The 18,410-nt window shown below is 70.1% G+C and carries 17 protein-coding genes; 8 read left to right on the forward strand and 9 right to left on the reverse strand.

What is annotated here, in order from left to right; translation table 11 throughout:
* Positions 1-26 precede the first annotated feature (26 nt).
* Positions 27-1,796, reverse strand: coding sequence for a VWA domain-containing protein (locus tag HV826_RS07865; protein ID WP_176416382.1), 1,770 nt, complete (start codon positions 1,794-1,796; stop codon positions 27-29).
* Positions 1,797-2,085: 289 nt separating this feature from the next.
* Entirely contained in the window at positions 2,086-2,793 is a 708-nt protein-coding gene (locus tag HV826_RS07870) for a metallophosphoesterase (protein WP_176416383.1), read from the reverse strand.
* Positions 2,794-3,227: 434 nt separating this feature from the next.
* Between HV826_RS07870 and HV826_RS07875 the strand changes: the two genes are divergently transcribed.
* Positions 3,228-3,896: an RNA polymerase sigma factor gene (locus HV826_RS07875; protein ID WP_176416384.1), complete on the forward strand. Its 669-nt coding sequence runs from the start codon at positions 3,228-3,230 to the stop codon at positions 3,894-3,896.
* Positions 3,897-3,944: 48 nt separating this feature from the next.
* Positions 3,945-5,132 carry a hypothetical protein gene (locus HV826_RS07880; protein ID WP_176416385.1) on the forward strand — a complete coding sequence of 396 codons (1,188 nt, stop codon included), beginning with the start codon at positions 3,945-3,947 and terminating at the stop codon, positions 5,130-5,132.
* 51 nt (positions 5,133-5,183) lie between these two features.
* Here the strand turns inward: HV826_RS07880 and HV826_RS07885 are convergent, their stop codons facing one another.
* The 4 genes from HV826_RS07885 to HV826_RS07900 form a co-directional block, all read right to left on the reverse strand.
* On the reverse strand, positions 5,184-6,359 hold the full coding sequence (locus tag HV826_RS07885) for an AraC family transcriptional regulator (RefSeq protein WP_176416386.1): 1,176 nt from the start codon (positions 6,357-6,359) through the stop codon (positions 5,184-5,186).
* A gap of 11 nt (positions 6,360-6,370) precedes the next feature.
* Positions 6,371-6,925, reverse strand: coding sequence for a zf-HC2 domain-containing protein (locus HV826_RS07890; RefSeq protein ID WP_176416387.1), 555 nt, complete (start codon positions 6,923-6,925; stop codon positions 6,371-6,373).
* Positions 6,918-7,553 carry a sigma-70 family RNA polymerase sigma factor gene (locus tag HV826_RS07895; protein ID WP_176416476.1) on the reverse strand — a complete coding sequence of 212 codons (636 nt, stop codon included), beginning with the start codon at positions 7,551-7,553 and terminating at the stop codon, positions 6,918-6,920. Before HV826_RS07895 ends, HV826_RS07890 begins: the two co-directional genes overlap by 8 nt.
* A gap of 135 nt (positions 7,554-7,688) precedes the next feature.
* The gene (locus tag HV826_RS07900; protein ID WP_176416388.1) at positions 7,689-8,174 is read right to left on the reverse strand and encodes a PaaI family thioesterase; all 486 of its coding nucleotides are present in this window, start codon (positions 8,172-8,174) and stop codon (positions 7,689-7,691) included.
* 118 nt (positions 8,175-8,292) lie between these two features.
* Here HV826_RS07900 and HV826_RS07905 point away from each other — a divergent pair, with 118 nt between their 5' ends.
* The gene (locus HV826_RS07905; RefSeq protein ID WP_176416389.1) at positions 8,293-10,641 is read left to right on the forward strand and encodes an ATP-dependent helicase; all 2,349 of its coding nucleotides are present in this window, start codon (positions 8,293-8,295) and stop codon (positions 10,639-10,641) included.
* Between the two features lie 225 nt (positions 10,642-10,866).
* A complete protein-coding gene (locus HV826_RS07910) occupies positions 10,867-11,331 on the forward strand; it encodes a hypothetical protein (protein ID WP_176416390.1) in 465 nt (154 codons plus the stop codon).
* A gap of 16 nt (positions 11,332-11,347) precedes the next feature.
* On the opposite strand, the gene HV826_RS07915 is transcribed toward HV826_RS07910, so the two are convergent.
* A complete protein-coding gene (locus HV826_RS07915) occupies positions 11,348-12,439 on the reverse strand; it encodes a PQQ-binding-like beta-propeller repeat protein (protein WP_176416391.1) in 1,092 nt (363 codons plus the stop codon).
* Positions 12,440-12,474: 35 nt separating this feature from the next.
* On the opposite strand from HV826_RS07915, the gene add reads away from it, so the two are divergent.
* From add to HV826_RS07935, 4 genes are all read left to right on the forward strand, one after another.
* On the forward strand, positions 12,475-13,635 hold the full coding sequence (gene add / locus HV826_RS07920) for an adenosine deaminase (protein ID WP_176416392.1): 1,161 nt from the start codon (positions 12,475-12,477) through the stop codon (positions 13,633-13,635).
* A 79-nt stretch (positions 13,636-13,714) separates the two neighbouring features.
* Entirely contained in the window at positions 13,715-14,494 is a 780-nt protein-coding gene (locus tag HV826_RS07925) for an SDR family oxidoreductase (protein WP_176416393.1), read from the forward strand.
* A gap of 160 nt (positions 14,495-14,654) precedes the next feature.
* Entirely contained in the window at positions 14,655-16,079 is a 1,425-nt protein-coding gene (locus tag HV826_RS07930) for an RtcB family protein (protein ID WP_176416394.1), read from the forward strand.
* Positions 16,080-16,109: 30 nt separating this feature from the next.
* Positions 16,110-16,652 carry a hypothetical protein gene (locus HV826_RS07935; protein ID WP_176416395.1) on the forward strand — a complete coding sequence of 181 codons (543 nt, stop codon included), beginning with the start codon at positions 16,110-16,112 and terminating at the stop codon, positions 16,650-16,652.
* Here the strand turns inward: HV826_RS07935 and HV826_RS07940 are convergent.
* Positions 16,649-17,170 (reverse strand): GNAT family N-acetyltransferase, encoded by a 522-nt coding sequence (locus HV826_RS07940; RefSeq protein ID WP_176416396.1) that lies wholly within the window; start codon positions 17,168-17,170, stop codon positions 16,649-16,651. The genes HV826_RS07935 and HV826_RS07940 overlap by 4 nt on opposite strands.
* Before the next feature lie 7 nt (positions 17,171-17,177).
* Positions 17,178-18,407 (reverse strand): glucose-1-phosphate adenylyltransferase, encoded by a 1,230-nt coding sequence (gene glgC / locus HV826_RS07945; RefSeq protein WP_176416397.1) that lies wholly within the window; start codon positions 18,405-18,407, stop codon positions 17,178-17,180.
* Positions 18,408-18,410 lie beyond the last annotated feature (3 nt).

An 18,410-nucleotide genomic window follows, 5' to 3' on the forward strand; every position in this document is an offset into this window, starting at 1 on the left:
CCTCCTCCTTCCTCACCGCGTTGGCCTCACGCCACCTTCAGCAGCGGCGTGCGCATCACCCGCTCCACCCAGCCGGACTGGGCGGTTCCATGCACTGTGGGCGCATCCAGCAGCGCCTTGAGCACCCGGGTGACCTGGTACGGGTCCTCGAACTGGTCCACGTTCACCTCGCTGAAGGGCACTCGCAGCTGCGCGGCGCAGGTTCGGACCGTCGAGCCCCGCGCATGTGCCACCGACACCATCAGGGCCATCGCCGACACCGGGATGCGGAGGTCACGGAATGCCCGGGCGAACTGGTCGCCTGCCTCTCCGGCCTCGTCTCCCACCACGATGACCACCAGCTTCGCGTCCTCCGGCACGCGAACGCCGTCACGGTGCAGCGCGTACAGCGCGGATGCGTGCGCCGTTCCACCCGACGCCCGCAGCCCCGCCAGCATGTGTTGGACGGCGATGCGGCTGGCGGCCTTCGGACGCAGCACCGTGCCCAGGGTGTCGAACGCGGCGATGTGCAGCTTGTCCATCGGGAAGCCCGCGAGGATGCGCGACAGCGCCTCCTTCGAGCTCTCGATGGCTCCCTCCATGGAGCCCGACTTGTCGATGAGGAACATCACCCGCACGTCGGTCTCCGCCGTCGCCTCCGCCACCGCCTGTCGTGCCGCGTTGTCGCTGGCCTCCTCCAGCTTGCGCCGCAGCACCTCGCCGCGGACGTTCTTCGCGATGTTCAGCGCCCGCTGGTCGGTGGCCGTGTGCACCGCCTTCTCCCAGCGCGCGCGGATGGCCGGGTCCTCCAGCAGGCCCAGCTCCTCGAGCGTGGGCGTCATCAGCCGCAAGTCCCTGTCCGACAGCGAGGGCAGCAGCGCCGCCATGATGGCCGGCGTGAGGCCCACGTCCTTCGGCAGCCGGCCCACGACCTCCTTGTAGGAGAGGCGCTCCAGGTCGATCCACTCGCAGATCTCCGCCTCCGACAGGCCGTCGAAGCGCTCGCGCTTGACCAGCGTCAGCCCGTTCAGGCCCACCTCGCGGTGGCCCTGCGCGGACTGCTTCTGCTTCCAGCCAAGCACCTCGAAGAAGCCCTGCGCGCGCGGCTTGTAACCCGCCTTGCGCGCCAGCTTCTTCAGCGTCTCCTTGTAGCCCGCCTTCACCAGCCCCTGGAGCATGGGCATGTTGGCCTCACGCGCCGCCAGCCACTTCGACGCCACGCGCTTCCAGCGGCCCAGCGGCGCCTTTCGGGACGCCGGGTCACCAAAGCCCGCCTCGCGGTTGAGTCGGGCAATCTCCGGATGCTCCAGCAGCTCCGCCACGCGCAGCACCGCCTTGGGCGTGAGCATGCGCGTCGACTTGCGCTCGTAGTGGAGCACCATCGCCTCGCCAATGGCGCGCCAGTCGTCGTCGTGGAAGGCCACGCCGCCCTGTTCGTCGCGCACGGGCTGGCCCGCGTGCTCCTGCACCAGCATGAGCGCGCACGTCGCGACCTTGAGGTCGCGCCAGTCCGTCTGGGTCAGCGCGTACGACGCGAAGTGCGCCATCAGCTCCGCGTTGAGCCGGTAGATGTCCAGGAGCTGCCGGTAGAGCTTCACCGCGGCGGGGACGAAGAGCCCCGGCTTCACCGGACGCCCCTTCTCACGCTGGAACGGCGTGGCGTGCGCCGCCGCGTACCAGGTGCCATTCACCTCCAGGCCAGGCCGGTTGTGCCACAGGTGGGCGGAGCCTCCGAGCACCAGGTCCAGGAGCCGCTCGGCGGGACCGCGCTGCGACTCGGGCAGCAGCGCATTCGGGTTCTGCGTCTGGGTCGTCATGGTGTCCCCTTGGGACGTGCCGCGGGTCAGGCGCGGGGCGGACCACTCGCGACGAGGCGAGCGGAGTGCACCGCGCGTGGACGCACGGGTGCCTTGCGCGTCAGCGAAGGCGGCCCGTGCGAAGTGAGGATGGGGGAGGAAAGGGTGCGCCCGAGTGACGAGGCCACTCTTGGATTAACGGTCCCAGTGCTCTACCGCTGAGCTACGGAGCCACGAATGGCTCCGGCGGGATTCGAACCCGCGACACCTGTATGGCGTGTTGGACCCCGTCGGCCGGGCGCGAAATTGATTACGAGAAGACAGACACGTCGCCGTGGACCGCAATCCGGGCCACGGCCTTGCCGCCCCGGTATGTGCTCCGGGCCGGCACCGAGACGAACTCCCAGGTCGGGAGCACCACCGCCGTCAGGGAGTGTCCGTAGACGCACCCGGTGTCGATACCCACCGCGTGCTCGGTGACGAGCGGCGCGTCGAAGACGGTGTGCCCGAAGATGACCCGCTCCGGGCCCTTCCAGTGGTGCGTCCAGAAGTTCCAGCCTTCAGGCGCCTTGGACGGCCAGTAGCTCTTGGTCGCCGGAGGCCGGATGCACTGGGCATGGAGCAGGTGGTACGGGTCCTGTTTCTCGACGGGCAGGTCCGGGAGCATTCCGGCATGCACCACGATGGCGTTGTGCTCCGGCAGCCGCAGGTAGTGAGGCAGCCGGGCCATCCAGTCGTAGTGCCCGGGTTCGAGCACCCGGCGCGTCTCAAGGTGGTCGGGGAGCAGCCGCTCGTCCGCCCGGTGGCGCTGCTGGAGGTGCTTCTCCTCGTGGTTGCCGAGGATGGCCTCGTGCCGCATGGCCAGCTCCACGCACTCGCGGCGCTTCGGGCCGCGGTCCACCAGGTCACCCGCGAAGATGATCCGGTCGCTGGAGGTCGCGCCCACCTTGTCGAGCAGCTCCACGGCTTCGTCGTAGCAGCCGTGAAGGTCTCCGATGACGATGGTGCGGCGGGACATGACGCGAATCCTCAAGAAGGGAAAGGGTGAGCGCCCGAGTGAAGAAGCCAGTTGGCTGATTCCAAGATCAGTGACGGACCATCCGTCGTCACATGCCTGTGGGGCATGTGTGTGGATTCGAACCACGGCTTGTAGGGCCGCTTCGGCTGGGCGCTCGAAAGCGATGGGGGCGAAGACGCGGGCCCTCGCTGTTCCTGACAGGGGGATTTTCCGGGTCCGATTTCCGAACGGCCGCTCTATAAATCCCGTCAGGAACGCCACGCGGCTTTCGTCCGACTTCGCGGGTGCCAATTGTCCGGTGATTCCGCCGGGTTGGCGCTCCCTGCTTGTCTCGGAGGCTGCCTGCGGATGCCAACGTGGTACCTTGCCGCGCCACATCCCCGTAACCCAACATCCCGGGGCGTCTTCCCCGGCGCAGCCCCCAGGTCCTCCCGGTGTACGAGCAGCTCACGGATGATGAATTGTTCGCGGAGGTGGCCCGCCGCCGCGCGACTGGCGAGCCTGTTGGCGGCCCGCTCGGAGCGTTGGTGCAGCGGTGGGCCCGGCCCTCGCGGTACGTCATCAGCAAGATTCAGGCGAGCTACGGCCGTGGTTCCCCAGCGGACGCGGACGAGCTCTTCCAGGACGCGGTCGGGAAGTTCATCGACCGGGGTCTGGACCAGTTCCGCGGCGTGTCGGAGCAGATGCCCGGCCGGAGCGCGTCTCCCAAGACGTTCTTCCTGCGCATCGTCAAGCACGTGGCCATCGACTTCTACCGGAAGCACCGCGAGGAGCTCGCGGCGCCTCCGTCGGACCCCGATGACGCCATGGAAGAGCCACCCTCCGAGGTGGCTCGCGCCGTCGAGCTCGGGAAGCGGCGTGAAGAGCGCGCCGAAGCCCAGGAGCTGTATTGGGCGGCATTTGCCCGCCTCCAGCAGGAGCACCCGAAGGAAGCTTCGGCTTGGGACCTGTACCACCACGAAGACGTCGAGGATCACGAAGAATGTGCCCGGCGCCTGAGCATCACCGTGGTGAACAGCTACAAGCGCGTCAGCCGGGCGCAGGCCTACCTCAAGCTCTACCTGCTGGACCTTCATCGCGAGTCGCATGGGGAGGAAGCGTGAGCCGCCTCCTTCCCCGCCACACCCGGGGTACCCAGGAGGAATGAACCCATGATTGTTGGAGATACGCTGTCCCGCTATTCCGCCCGCCGCTCGCAGCTCCTGTCGGGCACGGCTTCTCCCGGTGAAGTGCTCGAGGCGGCGGGTGACCTGCTGCGCCGGCGCTCCCGGTTGGAGACCGAAGGTGTGGACGCCGCCCTGCGGGGCCTGGGTCGACCTCAGGTGGAAGCCTGGTTGAAGTCGCAGAAACCGCAGTCGCTGCAGCCGGTGCTGCTGAGGGCCGCGGAAGAAGCCATCGAGGTGGCGCTCGACGGCGGTGAAGAGGCGGACATGTGGCGAGCCTCCGCGCTGGAGGGACTCTCCGCCCGGGACAGGGTCGCCTCCGCCGCACACGGCCTGGCCGTCTGGGAGGGCCTTCACGGGGCCCTCGACGGCGAGTCCGCGCAGCTTCGAGACCGCTTTCTCGCCGCGCTCCAGGGCCTGGACTCAGCACTCCGTCCCCGAGCACGTTGGTTCATCCCACTCAATCCGCAGCGCCGGCAGGAGCGCGACCTCCTCGAGCCCGCCGAGCAGGACGCCGCCTGGTGGTTCTCCGCGCGCGCTGGCTGCGACGACCTGGTCGCCACCTGGACGGCCAATCCCCAGACGCTGACGGCCCACCTTCAGGAATGCGACGCGTGCCGCGCGGACATGGCGGATGCCGCCCCTGTGGACATGCCCCCCCGCCGGCACCTCACCGCGGACGACCTCTGGCGCCTCGACATGGGGCAGCTGTCCGAGGACGAGCGGACCCGGCTGGATGCGCACACGGCGCGCTGTGGTGAGTGTGCCCAGGCCGTGTTGGCGCTGGACGAGGGCGAGGCGGCCATCGAAGAGGCGCTGGACCTGGAGGAGGACGGGGCGGTGGCCCGCTCCGCGCGCACCTCGCGCGCGCCTGTCTCCCACCGCGCTCATGCCGCCCGCCTGCCGGAGCAGCGCGAGGTGCTGGATGAGCGCCGCGACTTTCGCGTGGTGCTGGTGCGTGAGCGTCAGCGCGTGCGCCTGCTGGTGCAGCCCCTGTCCGGGCGGACGGTGACGGCGGCGGTGTTCCTGAGTCCCGGCCGCCCCGCGCTCAAGCCGGCCCATGGGCCGGAGGGCATCGCCTTTGATTTGACGTCCGCGTCGTCCACCGGCGCGCGCTCTGCCCACCTGTCCGTGCAGGCGGGGAGCGAAACCCTGGAGCGCGACTTCTCCTTCTGACGGGAGGTCCTTTGGCCCACGCCGGGGCCCGTGGTCTAGGGCCCTCCGCGCTCAGGGCGACATGGGAACCGCGGTCCGCTCCGTGTCGAGCGCCTGACGGCTGCGCACGGGGGGCTGCGGGATGGGAAGGCTCCCCGCCGGCAACGTGGGGCTGAAGCCATTCGCCAGAAGGGACATCACGAGCTGCGCGCTGGGTGGACGGGTGCCCAGCGCCGCGCCGCAGACGTCCAGTTGGTCCAGTACCCGGGGTCCTTCGGTGCGCTGGTAGCGGTTGCACGTGGTGTCCACCTGAGGGTCCAGGTGCCTCGCCAGCTCGCGCGTGTTGCGGCCCCAGCGCATGGTGAGCCTCTCCGGCGTGAGCTGGATGTTGACGGGCTCCTCACCCCACGTCCCCTCGACGAGGGTGCTCCGTCCGCCGGCCTTCAGCTTCAGGTCGAGCGCGCGCTGCCCCAGGGTGCCCGTCACCGCGATGCCATGCTCGTACACCTCTTCGCCGAGGATGCTCACCCAGACGCCGTCCTTGCGCCGGGTGTACGGCTTGTCCGCGGCGACGCGGCCGTGGTTGAACCAGACGTCGCCCACGCGGCCCAGGGGCAGTGGGTCGTTCTTCGCCACCGGCGCGGGTGTGTCGTCCTCCAGGCCCGCGGGGCCGGCCGCGGCCACCACCGGCCGCGAGCCCAGCAGGTCCGTCACCGGCACGGACGCGTCGACGACCTCGAAGCGGACGCCGTCCAACCATGCCTGGCCCGTGCCGCTGATGATGAGGCCGGCCATGATGGTGGTGGCTTCCTTCGGGACGTCCAGCACCACGTCGTAGCGCTTGCAGCCCGCGGTGCCCACCAGCGCGCGCGACTGCATGTTGTCGAAGGCCAGGGGCTGCTTCGGGTCGGGCCCTTCCACGCGCATCCACAGGCCCGCCCAGCCCTCCACGTCCTTGATGCGCAGCGCGCCGGAGAAGCGCAGCCGCTTGCCCCGGAAGTCGTGCGCGCCGAAGGCTTGCATGAAGGTGCCGTAGCCATTCTCGTCCGGCGACAGCGAGCGGAGGTAGGCGCTGCGGTTGCCTTCGCACGTGGCGCGGCTGTCCACGCCGGCCTCGTAGCGCTTGGGGGCGCTCTCCGTCACATACCAGCCGACTGGCAGCTTCTGGGCGCCTTCCGACGGCTGCGCACCCGCCCCGGTGGAGGCCAGCGCGAGCAGCAGGGCGGCGAGTTTCTTCCGGAAGTCCATGACGGGAATCCTCACAGCGATACGGGGCGGCGCGCGCTCAGCGCGCCCTCGGGGAGGCCGGTGCGGGCCTCGTAGCGCGGGACTTCACCCGTGCCCCAGGGATATTGGACGAGCAGCCCACGCTCCTCGGCCGCCTGGGTGCAGGACGCCTGCGTGGCCAGGTCCGGGCACGCCACGACGATGGCCTGTGGTTCGGCGACCTCCCTCTCCAACCCCACCGAGGGCGGCTCGACGTGAAGGGCCCGTGTGTTGGGTGACGCGGGCGGTTGCCGTCCGCCGGGCAGCACGACGAAGGCCCACGCCGCCGCCGCGGCCAGTGCGGCCCCGGCCAGGCCCGCCGTGAGACGCCGAGTCTCCCAGCGGGCCGGGCGGATGACCTGGACGGCGGGCGCGTGGGTGCTGGCGACTTCGTGGAGCTGCTCCGACAGCAGGGCTTCTTCCTGGAGCAGGCGGGCGCACGGCTCACATTCCAACGTGTGCGCCTCGAGGCTCGCGGCCTTCTCCGGTGCCAGCGCCCCCAGGATGTACTGCTCCGCGGCGTCGCGGGTGAGGTGGGGCTTAAGCATGGGTTTCCTCCTCGAGCGCGGTGCGCAGCTTCTTGCGGACCTCGCACAGGATCTGCCGCACGCGCTGGACCGACAGGCCAACGCGCGAGGCGACTTCAGCATGGGGGAGTTCCTGGCCGTCACAGGCCAGGAGGAAGACGTTTCGTGCGCTGGGGGACACCTGCGCCAGCGCGGCATGGGCGCGGGAGAGCTGCTCCTCGGACAGCAGGCGCCGCTCCGCGGACACCGAAGGGTCCACCGGGTGGTGGCGCTCCGGCAGTTCATCCACCGCCCCGGCAATGGACTCGCGACGGGTCCGTCGTGCGTCGTCCGCGGCCAGGAAGGCCGCCTGGGTGAGGGCGAGGTTGGGCAGGCGCAGCTCCGTCAGCAGCCCGCGCTGCTGTTGCTGGATGAGCCGTGCCCAGGTCTCCTGGGCCAGCTCTTGCGCCCGGTCCACCCGGACGCCACGTGCGAGCAGCGATACCACGACCCGCCGGTGATGGCGTGCAACCAGCGCGTCCCAGGCCGCCCGGTCCCCCGTCAGGGCGCGCCGCGCGAGGAGGGCTTCGTCCCCCCCGGGCGCCGTCGCCTCGGCCGGCTCGTCGGCTTCCTGTGACAATCGCAGCGTCGTCATCCGCAGGCCCTGCACGGCTGCACTCATGCCGTCTTCCCGTCGCTCAGAGGCGTCCGGGGAGCACGCCTGCTCCCCAGTGCCCCCAGAACGTGTGTCCGGCGCGGACATATCGACGGGGGCTGGGGAGATGTGGGGCGGAGTGGGCAAGGGTCAAATGACGGCGGGGCTGTCTCCCGCCGGCCAGCGGAGGTTGGAGAGCTTCACCACGCCCTGGCAGCGGCCGCACACCCGGCCTTCCCCGTCGTACACCCGGGCGGTGGCGAAGAGGAGGGACACCGTCTGGCTGTCGATTTCGGACTCCACGCGGAGGCTGTCGCCGGTGACGGCGCGCTCGAAGCTCATGGAGAGCTGCACGGTGGCGCAGCGCCGGCCCGGGTCCACCAGGGCGCCGGTGCAGCCCACGGCATAGTCGAAGAGGGCGGCGAGGATGCCGCCGTTGACGGCGCTGGCGCTGCCGGCGCCGCCCCGGTGTTCGGGGCGCAGCTCGGGGATGGTGACGACCACCTTCCGTCCCTCCGGGAAGCTGAGCTGCGCGCCGAAGAGGCGCAGGGTGAGGCTCTGGGAGAACTGCTCGGCGTAACGGTCCAGGTCGGCCTGGGAAGGCCTCGAAGGGGCGCCGGACGTGGAGTCGGACATGGAGGCGCACCATTATATAAGCCCGCCGCATGCTTGGGGGGCTGGGCGGCCGGGCGGGGACCGAGGAAGGGCGCCCATTGGTGGGGGAAAGACGTTAGAAGCATGGGCTGCCTCCCGAATGTCTCCCGCGAACCCACACGAATCCGCCCTCCTCGAAGACCTCAATGCGCCTCAGCGCGAGGCCGTGTTGCATGGTGACGGCCCCCTGCTCGTCCTGTCAGGGGCCGGCAGCGGCAAGACGCGCGTCATCACCCGGCGCGTGGCGTACCTGGTGAAGGTCCACGACGTCTACCCGTGGCGCATCCTGGCCGTCACCTTCACCAACAAGGCGGCGCGGGAGATGCGCGAGCGCCTGGTGCAACTGCTGGGGGCCCAGGCGAACGAGCTGGTGGTGAGCACCTTCCACTCGGCGGCGGCGCAGATTCTCCGCCGCGAGGCGGAGCACGTGGGGCTCACCCGCTCCTTCGTCATCTACGACGATTCGGACCAGCTCAACGTGGTGAAGCGGGCCATGCGCGAGGCGGGCATCGAGTCCATGCAGCCGCGCGAAATCCTCCACCGCATCGACCAGGAGAAGAACGCGGCCCGGCTGCCGGAGCACATGCAGGTCGCGCCCGGCGACGAGCGGGGCCAGCTGGTGCGCAAGGTGTACGCGGCCTACCAGGAGCGGCTGCGCGCGGCCAACGCGGTGGACTTCGGAGACCTGCTGCTCCTGCTGGTGACGTTGTTCCGCACCCGGCCGGACGTGCTGGAGAACTACCGGCGCCGCTTCAACCACGTGCTGGTGGATGAGTTCCAGGACACCAACCCGGTGCAGTACGCGCTGCTGAAGCAGCTGGCGCCGCCCCCTTCCGCCAACCTGGTGGTGGTGGGTGACGATGACCAGTCCATCTACCGGTGGCGTGGCGCGGACGTGGACAACATCCTCGGCTTCCCGCGGCAGTACCCCGGCGCGAAGGTGGTGAAGCTGGAGCAGAACTACCGCTCCGACCAGAACATCCTGGACGCGGCGCACGAGGTCATCCGGAAGAACTCGCGGCGCATGGAGAAGAAGCTCTGGTCCGAGCGCCAGCGGGGCCAGACGCTCAACCTGATGCTCAACCGCGATGAGCGGGCCGAGGGGCAGGAGGTGGCGCGGCAGATTCTAGCGCTCCAGCGGGAGGGCTTCATCAAGCTCTCCAGCATGGCGGTGTTCTACCGCGCCAATGCGCAGAGCCGCGTGCTGGAAGAGGCGCTGCGCCTGGCGCGCGTCCCGTACACGCTGGTGAGCGGGCGCAGCTTCTATGACCGGGCGGAAGTGCGGGATGCCTCCGCGTACCTGCGGCTGATGGTGAACCCGCGCTCGGACGCGGACCTGCTGCGCATCATCAACATCCCGGCGCGTGGCATTGGCGACACCACGGTGGAGCGGGTGACGGACTTCGCCAACACGCGCGGCGTGAGCCTCTACGAGGCCTTGTCCCAGCCGGAGCAGATTCCCGCGCTCAATAGCGCCGCGGTGAAGCGGCTCAAGGGCTTCCGCAACCTGCTGGAGTCACTGACGGCCTTCGCCCAGACGAACGAGGAGGCGGCCGGCGCGGTGGACCAGATGCTGCGCGAGACGAAGCTGGTGGAGACGCTGCACGCCGAGGGCAGCGACGAGTCGCAGACGCGCGCGGAGAACCTCCGCGAGTTCCTGGGCGCGGCGCAGGAGTTCGACCTGAACCGGGCCGCCGCGGCGGTGGCGGCCTCGGCGAATCCTCCCCGCGAAGTCCCTCCCGAGGTGGACGCGGCTCCGCTGACGGCCGACGTGCCGGCGCTGCAGGCCTTCCTGGAGCAGATTTCGTTGGTGGGCGAGGCGGACGCGGAGGTGGGCGACGGCCGGGTGGCGCTGATGACGCTGCACGCGGCCAAGGGCCTGGAGTTCGACGCCGTCTTTCTCACGGGCATGGAGGAGAACGTCTTCCCGCACTCGCGCGCGGTGAAGTCGGAGTCCACGTTCCTGAACGAGGTCGCCTCGGCGGAGGGGGAGCCCTCGGAGGAGATGGCCGAGGAGCGGCGCCTCTGCTACGTGGGCTTCACGCGGGCGCGAAAGCGGCTCTTCGTGAGCCTGGCGCAGTGCCGCTCACTATTCGGTGAGCTGCGCTACAACGCGCCCAGCCGCTTCCTGCGGGACGTGCCTCCGGCGCTGTTCGGCATCAGCGAGCAGGAGGTCCCCGAAGCCCCCAAGCCCATGGTGCCCTCGACACCGCGCAAGCGGACCTGGGATGAGGACGACGGGCCGCGCATCGACCGCTCGTACTCGCAGGCGTCGGACATGGACGGCGTGAGTGGGGACGTGCGGGGCATGCGCGTGCGCCACGAGCAGTTCGGCGTGGGCCGCGTGGTGTCCGCGGACGGCAACGGCCCCAACGCGAAGGTGACGGTGGAGTTCGGCGGAGGCGTGGGCCTCAAACGCATCATCGCCCGCTTCCTGATACCGGGCTGAGAAGGGGTCACCCGAGTGGACAAGCCAGTTCGTCTGGAGACTTGTCAGCTTGGAGGCTGATGCCTTCGACCACTTGGCTACCCCTCCACATTGCGGAGGGGGCTGGATTCGAACCAGCGAAGTCCTGAAGGGCGTGTGGGGCCTGTCCGGCCGGGTGTGGTGAGAGCGACGAAACAAAGCCCGCGCGCCTGACAGGGCGAACGTGCGAGTGGCAGAGTCCAGCGCGTGAGACTCGCCCCGCTGACCTGGTGCCTCCTGCTGGTGTGGTGTGGCTTCGGCTGTTCGCGAAGCTTCTCCTCGCAGGACCTCGGTGTGCAGTACGAGCCGCCCTCGGGCATGGGCCTGCGCTCGGTGGAGGCCGGGCCCCCGGCGCTGGCCCGCTTTGACGGGGGCTTGGAGCTGCGCTCGGTGCGCGGCGCGGCGCCCGCCCTGGATTCGGGCCCGGAGGCCGTGCTGGGGGCGGCGGGGTTGAAGGTGCCCGGAAAGCTGCTCCAGGACACGGAGGGCACGCTCCCGGCGGGGCCCGTGGCGCGCTACGAATTCTCACAGACGGGCGGCGCGCGCACGCTGGTGTACTTCGTTCCCAGGAAGGACGGCTTCGTGCTCGTCTCCTTCTCCGCGCCCGAGCGTGACTATGGCGCGCTGTCCGCCCGCGTGGAGCGCTCGCTGTCGACGCTGCGGACGTGGTGAGGGCCGCAGCCGTGGCTCAAGGCTCAATCTTGCGCAGCCGCCACGACAGCACGCGGCCATCCAGGCCCAGGACGATGACCTGGTCGCCCAGCACCACGGGGCGGGTGCGCAGCGGCGTATCCGCGCGGACCGAGAAGGCCTGTGCCCAGGTCGCCGTGTTCAACGCGATGAGCCGTCCCTGACGCCCGCTGGTGGGCACCAGCAGCAGGTCCTCCCGCACCGGCGTCACCTCCGAGACGAGCGGGTCGGGCAGCATGATGCGCTTCACCTCCTTGCCGTCCGAAGGGGACAGGCCGACGAGCGCGGAGGCTTCCCCAGCCGTGCCGACCCACACCGTTCCCAGCGCAATCGAGGGGGCGCTGCTCAGGGCCTTCGAGGGAGCCTGTTCCCACAGGGAGGTGCCGTCCCCGAGCCGCAGCGCCAGGACGCGGCCCTGGCGGGTGCTCACGTAGAGCGTGTCCTGCCACAACGTCATCCCCAGCACGTCCCGGACGTCCCGCTGCCAGCGCTTCGCCCCATCCTGGGTGGCCAGGGCCATCAGCCCGGCGTCACCGAGCGCCACCACCAACAAGCCGTCCTGGAGCACCGGCACGGGAAAGCCGCGGGGCGCGGCCGTTGGCTCGGGCTTTCCGGGTGGGGGGCGCTCCCAGTCCGTCTTTCCCGTGTCCGTGAAGAGGGAGCGGACGGCTCCATCCGGCGCGACGAGGAAGACGAATTTTCCCTCCGCATCCGCCACGGGTGCGGTAAGGACGGGGGGCTCTCCGGTGAGGCGCCACTGCACCGCGCCATCCGCGAGGGTCAGCCGGACCAGGTCTCCGCCCACGGTCCCGGCGATGACGCTGTCTCCCAGCAGCGCGGGGCGTGTGGCCACCTCCCTGTCCAGGGCGGCTCGCCAGGCGACCCGGCCGCTCCGCTCCAGGCGGACGACGGCGCCCGCCTCATTGGCGGTGAGGACGCCGTCCTTCAGGGCCACCAGGCCGGCGCGGGACGAGGCGTCCGTGGAATAGCGGAAGGCGCTCGTCGCGGGCTCCCGGCACCCCATGGCGGCCACCAGTGTCAGCGCCAGGGCGGGCAGCAAGGGCGTGCATGGACAGGCGCGAGACGACATGGTTTGGAGGATGGCGCAAGGAAGGAACTTGGACCATGCCTACCATTCGTGATGACGAGATTCCCAGCGCCACCGGCATTCCCTCGTCCGCCCGGCGGACGGACTTCGTGCCGCCGCCCACCCTGGCGGTGACGGAAGAGCTGCTGCGCGCGCTGCCCAAGACGGACCTCCACTGCCACCTGGATGGGTCCATGCGCCTGAAGACCATCCTGGAGCTGGCCGAGCAGCAGAAAATCAAGCTGCTCGCCGACACCGAGGACGGGCTGGCCAAGGCCATCCACATGGGCGAGGTGTGCGAGAGCCTGGAGGAGTACCTCGTCGCCTTCGACGTGACGCTCTCCGTGCTCCAGACGGCCGACGCCCTCTACCGCGCCGCCTACGAGCTGGCCGTGGACGCCGCCGCGGAGAACGTGCGCTGGCTGGAGGTCCGCTACTCGCCCGCGCTGCACCTGCAGAAGGGCCTGAAGATGACCACGGTCATCGACTCGGTGCTGGAGGGCCTGCGCGCCGCGAAGAAGGAGACGGGCATCAAGTGCGGCGTCATCGTCTGCGGCATCCGCCACATCAACCCGCAGACGTCCATGCGGCTGGCGGAGCTGGCGGTGGCCTACAAGAACCGCGGCGTCATCGGCTTCGACCTGGCGGGCGCGGAGGCGAGCTTCCCGGCGAAGGACCACCGGGACGCCTTCCAGCTCATCCTCAAGAACAACGTCAACTGCACCGCGCACGCGGGCGAGGCCTACGGCCCCGAGTCCATCTCCCAGGCCATCCACAACCTGGGCGCGCACCGCATCGGTCACGGCACGCGGCTGCGCGAGGACGGGGACCTGCTCAACTACGTCAACGACCACCGGATTCCGTTGGAGGTGTGCCCCACCTCCAACGTGCAGACGGGCGCCGTGACGAGCCTGGCGGCGCACCCGCTGAAGTTCTACTTCGACTACGGCCTGCGGGTGACCATCAACACGGACAACCGCCTCATCACCGACACCACGGTGACCAAGGAGCTGTGGACGGCGCACTCCGAGCTGGGCCTGTCACTGGAGGACCTGGCCACCATCCTCGTCTCCGGCTTCAAGAGCGCCTTCCTCCCGTTCCGGGAGAAGCAGGACATGCTGCGGGCGGTGAACGAGGAGATCGCCCAGACGCTGGCGGCCTTCGACCAGAAGCGGCACCTGATGAAGCAGCCTGCTTGATGACGTGACGTCCCGCGTCCTGGCCCCTGCGAGGTGCAGTCGCCTCGCGGGGCCGGCGCTGGCCGTGAGGAGGTGGCACGTGGACCTGGAGCTGGGTGGCAAGGTGGTGCTGGTGACGGGTGGCTCGGAAGGGCTGGGGGCCGCGGTGGCCCGGCGGCTCGTCCGGGAGGGCGCGAAGGTGGCGCTCTGTGCCCGCGGGGCGGAGCGGTTGGAGGCCACCGCCGCGGCCCTGCGCGCCGAGGGTGGAGACGTGCTCACCGTCCAGGCCGACGTGTCGCGTGCATGGGAAGTGGAGCACTTCGTGGATGCCGCCCACGCGCGCTTCGGGCGCATCGACGGGCTGGTGAACAACGCGGGCACCGCGGCGGGCCGGCCCTTCGCCTCGGTGAGTGACGCGGAGTGGGAGGCGGACCTCCAGCTCAAGGTCTTCGCGGCGATTCGCGCCTCGCGGCAGGCGCTGCCCTTCCTGAAGGAGTCGGGGAGCGGCGCCATCGTCAACGTGCTGGCCATCGCGGCGAAGACGCCGGGCGCCAACTCCACGCCGTCGTCGGTGTCTCGCGCGGCGGGGCTCGCGTTGACGAAGGCACTGTCCAAGGAGCTGGGCCCTCACGCCATCCGGGTGAACGCGGTGCTGGTGGGCATCATCGAAAGTGGCCAGTGGGCGCGCCGTGCCAAGGAAGTGGGCAAGCCCGTGGAGTCCTTCCAGCAGGAGATGGCGCGTCACGCCGGGATTCCGCTGGGCCGGGTGGGGAAGGCGGAGGAGTTCGCGGACACCGTGGCCTTCCTGCTGTCGCCCCGCGGTGGCTACATCACCGGCGCGGCCATCAACGTGGATGGGGGCCTGTCCGCGGCCGTTTGATGTCCCTTCGTCAGGAACGGGCCGGGTGCCCGTGTGTGGACGGTGAAGACGGCTTCGCGCCGTCTGGCGACCGCGGCTGCTGACCCCGGGTCCCTCATCTCTCCGTCACGTCCCCCTGGCAGGTCCGCGCTCGGACCCCGGGGCATTCCTGAGTTGGGTCATGCAGCCGAAACTGAACCGGCTTCTCCGGGCGCTCGCCCGCGAGGGGCTCGAGGTGGCCTATGACGGCCGCCTCTATTCCGTCCGCCTCCTGGGTGACGCCCACGCGCCGCCCGCCGAAGTCCTCCTCCCGCCGGACCTGCCCGTGGAGGGCAAGGCCTTCCAACAGCTCGCCCAGCTCGCGGCCCTGAGACACCCCGGTGGTGGCGAGGTGCTGCGGGTACGCGCCACGCCCGACTTCCACCCGGGAGACTCCGGGGTGGCCATTGGCTCGGTGCTCCACACGCGCGGGCTGGTGGTGCCTGGCGCCATTGGCACCGACATCAACTGCGGCATGCGGCTGCACGTCGCGGACCTCTCCGTGGAGGACTTCCTGGCGAAGCGGTCGGCCTTCGTCGAGCGGATGAAGGGCCACTATTTCTACGGCACGCGCGACGTCACCATGGGCTCGCGGGCCTCCGAGGCGCTGCTGCGCGACGGCGTGCAGGGGTGGCTCCTGGAGACAATGGAGCAGCCGCTGGGGTGCGCGGGCCGGGCCGACCTGGCGCAGCTCGACGCGGAGGTGTCGCGCATCCACCTGGGCGGCGGGCTGAAGGGCCATCCGCGCTGGGCGCCCGAGTCCTTCACGCGCGAAGGCCTGGTGCGCGACGCGGGGCTGGCCACCATTGGCGGCGGCAACCACTTCGTGGAGGTGCAGCGCGTGGAGGCCGTGGAGGACCGGGCGCGGGCGTGGGACTGGGGTGTGCGCGAGGGACAGCTCGCCTTCATGATTCACTCCGGCAGCCGGGACGTGGGCAAGCACGTGGGCGTGGCCTGGCAGGACCGCGCGCGGCAGGCGTGGCCCGCGGGCACGCCGCTCCCGGCCAGCGGCATCCTCCCCTTGAGCGACACGCGGCTCGTCACTGAATACCTGGAGGCGGAGGCGACGGCGGCCAACTACGCCTTCCTCAATCGCCTGCTGCTGGCGGAGTTGCTGCGCCAGACGCTCCGGGAGCTCTTCGGGGACGTGGAGGCGCCGCTCGTCTACGACGTGCCGCACAACCTGACGCTGCCCTACGAGGGCGGCTGGCTGGCTCGAAAGGGGGCGTGCCCGGCGGGGGCGGAGCAGCCCGTCATCATCCCCGGCTCCATGGGCGCCACGTCCTTCCTCATGGTGGGGTGTGGGGATGCGCGGGCGCTGGAGTCCGCGTCGCATGGGGCAGGGCGCGCGCGCTCCCGCTTCTCCCTGTCGCGGGGCGGCGCGGACCAGAGCGAGGCCGCCCTGGGGTTGACGGGCGTGGACTGCATCGCCCTTCGCGCGGAGCGCCGCGTCGAGGAAGCGCCCGTGGCGTACAAGCCCATCCGTCCGGTGGTGGAGGCCCAGGTGGAGGCCGGCATCATCCGGGAGGTGGCCCGGCTCTCCCCCCTGCTCACCTTCAAGGCCTGAGCGGGGAGGGAAGGGGGCACGTCATTTCACTTGGCGCGCTCCCCTGTCTCCGAGTGGAATGGCCGCGCGGCGGGCCCACTGCCCGCACGGCAGCTCACGCGGCATCGAGGGGAACTGGGGACCATGGAGAACACCTACGGAACGATGAACTCGCCCGGCGGCGCGGGCGCGAAGGAGGCCGTGTCGCTGCCGGCCATCCTGCTGATGGTCCTGTCCGGCATCACCGTGCTGCTGGGGCTCGTCAACGTGCTCCAGGCCTTTGGCGGAGCGGACCCCGCCGTCGCGGAGATGCTCAACAACCCCGACCTGCCCGAAGGCGCCCGGGAGGTGCTGGCGGCGACGTCGACCACGGGCGGCAAGCTGCTGCTCGCGCTGCCCACGCTGGTGCTCAACGGCATCGTCTTCTTCGGCGCGCTGAAGATGAAGAACCTGCAGAGCTACGGGCTGGCGATGGCCGCCGCCATCATCTCCGTCATCCCCTGCTGTGGCCCCTGCGCCTGTCTGGGCATCCCCGTGGGCATCTGGGCCCTGGTGGTGCTCAACAAGCCCGAGGTGAAGGCGGCCTTCACCTAGCCGCGGCGCCAGGCCGGCCACCGCCCCAGGACCGTGGCCGGCCGCTGCTTCTGCATCCGCACGCACGCCAACTGGACGTCCACCGTGAGGGGACGACGGGCGGAGTGGACGGAGGCATAGCCGTGGCGCTGGTAGAAGTGTTCGGCGTTCAGGCTGGCATCCAGCCCCAGCAGCGCCGCGCCGCCTCGCCAGACGGCGGACTCCAGGGCCGACAGCAGGGCAGGGCCCACGCCATGGCCCGCCTCGTCCGGCACCACGTACAGCGCCTCCAGCTCACCCAGCGCCGCGTCCACCTGGCCGAAGCCCACCGCGCGCCGGCCGCGCTCCGCCACCAGCACCGTGCGCGGACGCTCCGGTCGCAGGTAGCCCTCCGGTTTCAAGAGCCGCACCCAGGTGAGCACCTCGTGCGGCGCGTACGCGCGCGGGCACAGGGCTTCCACGGCCAGGGTGTGGATTCGCCACAGCGTGCGGCGGTCGGACTCCTTCGCGGGCCTCAGGAGGAGTCCGTCCGCGCCCATGGCCGCCTCAGGTCACCTTCATGCCCTTGGGAATCACCACGACGCCCCCGGGCGTGACGTGGAAGCGCCGCCGGTCCTCCACCGGGTCGAACCCGATGGTCATCCCCGGCGGAATCTCCACGTTCTTGTCGATGATGGCCCGGCGGATGCGGCAGCGCCGGCCGATGGTGACGTTCTCGAACAGGAGGGAGTCCTCCACCTCCGAGTACGAGTTGACGCGCACCTTCGGCGACAGCACCGAGCGCCGCACGCTGCCGCCGGAGATGATGCAGCCCTCCGCCACCAGCGTGTCCATGGCGTGGCCCACGCGGTGGTTCTGCTCGTCCGCGAAGACGAACTTCGCCGGCGGGTAGTTGTTGGGCTGGGTGTGGATGGGCCAGCGGTCGTTGTAGAGGTTGAACGTCGGGTCCACGTCCACCAGGTCCATGTTGGACTGGTAGTAGACGTCGATGTTCCCCACGTCCCGCCAGTAGCCGCGCTCCTTGGCCTCCTGGCCGGGGACCTCGTTCTGGGCGAAGTCGTACACGTACACCGGCGCGCGCTTGTACAGCTCGCTGATGATGGACTTGCCGAAGTCGTGCGCGCTCGCCTCGTTCGCCGCGTCCCGCACCACCTCCTGCACCAGCACGTCGGTGGAGAAGAGGTAGTTGCCCATGGAGGCCAGGCACATCTTCGGGTTGCCCGGCATGGGCGGCGGGTCCTTGGGCTTCTCCAGGAACTGCAGCATCCGCCCGTCCGGCCCCACGTCGATGATGCCGAACTCGCGTCCCTGCTCAATCGGGACGGGAATCGCCGCCACGGTGCACGCGGCCTTCTTCGCGCAGTGGAAGTCCAGCATCTGCCGCGTGTCCATCCGGTACACGTGGTCCGCGCCGAAGACGAAGATGTAGTCCGGCTCCTCGTCGGTGATGATGTTGAGGTTCTGGTAGATGGCGTCCGCGCTGCCCTTGTACCAGTCCACTCCGGTGCGCATCTGCGCGGGCACGGGCTCCACGTAGTGGCCCAGGAACGCCGTCATCCGCCAGGCGCGGGACAGGTGGTTGTTGAGCGAGTCGCTCTTGTACTGCGTCAACACCTTCATCCGGTACACGCCGGAGTTGGCGAAGTTCGAGAGGACGAAATCGATGATGCGGTAGCGGCCGCCGAAGGGGACAGCGGGCTTCGCGCGCTCGCGCGTCAGGGGCTCCAGGCGCGTGCCTGCGCCTCCAGCCAGAATCATCGCCAGGACTTTGGACATAGG

The sequence above is a fragment of the Myxococcus sp. AM010 genome (genome assembly GCF_013372585.1).
Lineage (GTDB): Bacteria > Myxococcota > Myxococcia > Myxococcales > Myxococcaceae > Myxococcus > Myxococcus vastator.

Excerpts from the sequence above, each read along its gene's own strand:
- HV826_RS07865 (WP_176416382.1), bottom strand. The coding sequence starts at position 1,796 with ATGACGACCCAGACGCAGAACCCGAATGCGCTGCTGCCCGAGTCGCAG.
- HV826_RS07870 (WP_176416383.1), bottom strand. The coding sequence starts at position 2,793 with ATGTCCCGCCGCACCATCGTCATCGGAGACCTTCACGGCTGCTACGAC.
- HV826_RS07880 (WP_176416385.1), top strand. The coding sequence starts at position 3,945 with ATGATTGTTGGAGATACGCTGTCCCGCTATTCCGCCCGCCGCTCGCAG.
- HV826_RS07885 (WP_176416386.1), bottom strand. The coding sequence starts at position 6,359 with ATGGACTTCCGGAAGAAACTCGCCGCCCTGCTGCTCGCGCTGGCCTCC.
- HV826_RS07890 (WP_176416387.1), bottom strand. The coding sequence starts at position 6,925 with ATGCTTAAGCCCCACCTCACCCGCGACGCCGCGGAGCAGTACATCCTG.
- HV826_RS07900 (WP_176416388.1), bottom strand. The coding sequence starts at position 8,174 with ATGTCCGACTCCACGTCCGGCGCCCCTTCGAGGCCTTCCCAGGCCGAC.
- HV826_RS07905 (WP_176416389.1), top strand. The coding sequence starts at position 8,293 with ATGTCTCCCGCGAACCCACACGAATCCGCCCTCCTCGAAGACCTCAAT.
- HV826_RS07915 (WP_176416391.1), bottom strand. The coding sequence starts at position 12,439 with ATGTCGTCTCGCGCCTGTCCATGCACGCCCTTGCTGCCCGCCCTGGCG.
- add (WP_176416392.1), top strand. The coding sequence starts at position 12,475 with ATGCCTACCATTCGTGATGACGAGATTCCCAGCGCCACCGGCATTCCC.
- HV826_RS07930 (WP_176416394.1), top strand. The coding sequence starts at position 14,655 with ATGCAGCCGAAACTGAACCGGCTTCTCCGGGCGCTCGCCCGCGAGGGG.
- HV826_RS07940 (WP_176416396.1), bottom strand. The coding sequence starts at position 17,170 with ATGGGCGCGGACGGACTCCTCCTGAGGCCCGCGAAGGAGTCCGACCGC.
- glgC (WP_176416397.1), bottom strand. The coding sequence starts at position 18,407 with ATGTCCAAAGTCCTGGCGATGATTCTGGCTGGAGGCGCAGGCACGCGC.